Annotated in this window: 4 protein-coding genes; 3 read left to right on the top strand and 1 reads right to left on the bottom strand. The window is 32.9% G+C overall.

Annotated elements, in window-relative coordinates:
* The first annotated feature begins 183 nt into the window (after positions 1-183).
* On the top strand, positions 184-1,485 hold the full coding sequence (locus GBN19_RS15100; protein ID WP_228271302.1) for a hypothetical protein: 1,302 nt from the start codon (positions 184-186) through the stop codon (positions 1,483-1,485).
* Positions 1,475-2,122 carry a hypothetical protein gene (locus tag GBN19_RS15095; protein ID WP_151778667.1) on the top strand — a complete coding sequence of 216 codons (648 nt, stop codon included), beginning with the start codon at positions 1,475-1,477 and terminating at the stop codon, positions 2,120-2,122. The genes GBN19_RS15100 and GBN19_RS15095 overlap by 11 nt, the downstream gene beginning before the upstream one ends.
* Positions 2,123-2,244: 122 nt before the next feature.
* On the opposite strand, the gene GBN19_RS15090 is transcribed toward GBN19_RS15095, so the two are convergent.
* Positions 2,245-2,499 (bottom strand): hypothetical protein, encoded by a 255-nt coding sequence (locus tag GBN19_RS15090; RefSeq protein WP_151778666.1) that lies wholly within the window; start codon positions 2,497-2,499, stop codon positions 2,245-2,247.
* Positions 2,500-2,909: 410 nt separating this feature from the next.
* On the opposite strand from GBN19_RS15090, the gene GBN19_RS16000 reads away from it, so the two are divergent.
* Entirely contained in the window at positions 2,910-3,392 is a 483-nt protein-coding gene (locus GBN19_RS16000) for a hypothetical protein (protein WP_151778665.1), read from the top strand.
* Positions 3,393-3,435 lie beyond the last annotated feature (43 nt).

Genomic DNA, 3,435 nt, shown 5'->3' with positions numbered 1-3,435 from the left:
TTGGTTCAATAAAAAGCGTGTACACAGTGCACTGGGTTATGTATCGCCTTTTGAGTTTGAAGCAATGTACTATGATAAGATTAACCCGTTAGGTCAGGTGGCCTAACTTAAATAAAAAAGTCTCCGATAAACCCGGTACGGTTCACATTTAAGCAATTAGTAGATCCAAATCGCCCGCATTTGATGATTAGACTACTGGCTTCAAAAATTCTTCTAAATTTATTGAATTCAAAGCTTATAAAGCTTAATGAAGAAGAAATTGATGCTTATCAAGGTGTGGGTAAGTCTACTTTTAGTAAAGTGCAGAGAGAAGTTATTGATCTTTCTAAATATTCATCTATTACTAAAGATGAAATTGATTCATTTGGTATTGATTTTGGTCCTTACTGGCTTGATCCATTAGGTCACATGTTTGGTTTACACCCTACACATATATACTTTGAAACAACCCAAACATTAAAGAATGAAATTGGATTTACAGATAAGCGTAAGGCCAATGATACACGTCATAAAATGGAAATTTATGATTGGAAGCAAACAAGTCATAGTCATGGATCTAGTCCAAAAGTTGAAGATTTAGATTTTTATCTGTCCTACCATGCAATGATGATTACAGCAGATAAATTACTCCAAACACGACCATTACTAGAAAGTGAATATTCATCGAGGGAGTTTGATGATTGGATTAAACGACATGATTTATCCTCTCTCGAACCTTATTGGTTAAGTGACTTCAGAGATCCATGTCCTCGAATAACAACAGAATGGCCTAAAGACGATAGAGAAAGTCCTATAAATTGGTCTTACAGTTGCGCTTCTATTGATTATAACGATGCGATTTATCACAGCGATGTAGAGCTTTGTTTATGGGGCATATGGTCTGAAGTAAATAGTTATAGTCAGGCAAAACGTATTCGTATCCGTTCAAGTTTAGTTAGTCCCGAAACATCTAATGCGCTATTGAGAAGCTTACAAAGTGCGGAATCAAGTCAGGACTATCACTTACCTAGTTCAAATGATGAAAGACTTGAATTTCAAGATGATAAATTTAAGTTAAAAGGTTGGATTGCAGAACAGGAACTTAATTTATCGAATTTTGATGATGATTTATGGGGGGCATCCTTGGAATATGATATGACAAAACCATCAAATGAGATTATCTCCTTAATGAATTTGTATTCTGATGCCTTAGGGAAAAATTGGTTTTATGAAAATGAAAGAGTGCTACAACTTATCATTTGGGGGAAATATCAAAATGAGGATTATGAATACTCAAATGGTTATAAACTGAAAGTGAACAAAAAATTTATCCTCGATCTACTTCAAAAAATTAATATGGATATGATCATTTCTGTAGATATCAATCGTAGATATAAATATGGCAGTTACCAATCAAAAGAAGATTCAAAAGGACTGGATGAGTATTTACCAAGTAGTAAACGAGTATATTTAATGAAACAGAATGGAGATGTGCATGTCCACTGAAAGTCTTATTGAACTAGGGAAAAGACTAGTAGAAGAATTTAAGTTAGAGGATAAAACCGATACATTATCTCAATGGATGCTTCATTATTTAGCAGAATTATTTGAACGATATAATCTATCTACTTCTCCAGAAGAAAAGCGTATAGCAGCTTTAGAAATAAAAGATACTATTTTCAAGTTATGGGATTTTCGACATCAACAGTCCCATTCTCAGAGTAGTTTCAAAAATACAGAGTCTTTAATTTCAACATTAAAGAAATTGAATTTAGACAATGATGATGTTTTCTACTCAGGGTTAAGGGATTTTAGAAATGCAGAAAGTACTTTAGATCAGAGTAATCCTGACTATTGGTACAGATATGCGCTAGAGCTCGATAAAGCATCACGCTTCTTGATAAGAAATTGTATCCTCAAAGGCTATGCTATCACTGAAATTGATAACCAAGAAATTACCGAATTAATAGAACAATTAGAAGCGTTAGATGCATATGAAACTTTGTTTAGCAATTTTTATAGTGAACAATCTACTCACGACAAAGAACAGAGGAACATCGCACAAAATATCTCAAAGGTAGAGGATTTGATAAATGCCCTGACAGAATTAAAAAGTGCTTATGAGGAAAAGTTAACTTTATAGTCTAAGAATGTCTAGGTTAGATAAGAACAGGTATCCATTTAATTAAGAGACTACTTGTTCAAACTAAGAAGAATATGCAAATAAAGTCCTAAGGTAATTATTATCTCGATTTAATTTATTTACTAAGTTACTACTTTAACATTCCGTTTTTTAATTTTAAATGTTCTTCGATTAGTAATTTCTTTGGAAAGACTAGGATTTCGACCAGACAATTTTTTAATGAAAACTGGTTGACCATTTGGAGTCTTACTCCAGAGAATATTATTCTCTACGTAAAGTACTTTTCCACTACGGGCGGCTTTAATAAAGCTTTCTCGCAATATATAAGCAGCTGCTTTAGCGATATCACGCTCAGATGTTAGCTTTCTAGTTGGCATATATAAAACTCTCAGAAGTGATAATTTTCAATGCTATGGCCAATTTCTGTTATAGAAAATGATAAGCATTTAGCATAGAGTTTATTTGGCTAAATTCTTATATGAAATATGCTTCTAATTAAGATACTGCTAACTCATGGTATTTTGATGGAAGGATAATTTCAATAAAAAATTTAATCATACATCGAAGAATTTAATTTTTATTTCCATCTAATATCTAAATTTTTGGTAGTTCCAATTATTCAATAACAAATTTAAGATGGCTTACTTAAAGCTGGAACGACTGGTAGAGAATGAACAGGAATGGATGGTAGAGTTATATAAGAATATGCATTTAGTCGAGTAATCAAACTAAGCATGTGCATTGTGATAGTGCACATGCTTTCCTTGAACGAATTTGAAATACTGGTATGCACTTAGAATCTGTAAAGGACAATAGTCCAAACTATGTCACCATGACATCTAGCATCGATCATCTACATAATCTTCTAAACCATTATCAATCTAAATTGAATGATGCTGTAAAAGAAGCAGAAAATCAGAGTGTTATCGAAAAGGGTAACATTCATAACTATGAATTTGATCGCAAGAAATTGAAACCAAAAATCCTCAGCTTCAAAAATGGTGCATCCATTCAGGTGCAACAAAGCCTGATCAAGATTAAATCCCAAATTGATTTTATTAATGTGAGTTTCAGCACCACTAGGGCGACTCAAAGAAGCTATATCAAAAAATTTCTTACGGAAAAAATTGGTAAGAAGCATTTTATTACTGAAGAACATAACCATAGTGCTACGGTTAATACTGATAGTGAACCGTACCAGGTTTGTCGGAGAGTCAATATTCTGAGAGACTATCCCGATGACAAAACCAAACTATACCCCCGAAATTAGAGAAAGAGCGGTTCAATTATTGATTGAATCTGAAAAAGATTAT

The organism is Acinetobacter brisouii (assembly GCF_008993995.1).
Classification (GTDB): Bacteria; Pseudomonadota; Gammaproteobacteria; order Pseudomonadales; family Moraxellaceae; genus Acinetobacter; species Acinetobacter brisouii_A.
The sequence above is the reverse complement of the archived record's forward strand: the minus strand, read 5'-3'. Positions and strand labels throughout refer to the sequence as shown.

Bases quoted from the DNA above. Each gene is read 5' to 3' on its own strand.
- GBN19_RS15095 (WP_151778667.1), top strand. From the start codon at position 1,475: ATGTCCACTGAAAGTCTTATTGAACTAGGGAAAAGACTAGTAGAAGAA.
- GBN19_RS15090 (WP_151778666.1), bottom strand. From the start codon at position 2,499: ATGCCAACTAGAAAGCTAACATCTGAGCGTGATATCGCTAAAGCAGCT.
- GBN19_RS16000 (WP_151778665.1), top strand. From the start codon at position 2,910: ATGCACTTAGAATCTGTAAAGGACAATAGTCCAAACTATGTCACCATG.
- GBN19_RS15100 (WP_228271302.1), top strand. From the start codon at position 184: ATGATTAGACTACTGGCTTCAAAAATTCTTCTAAATTTATTGAATTCA.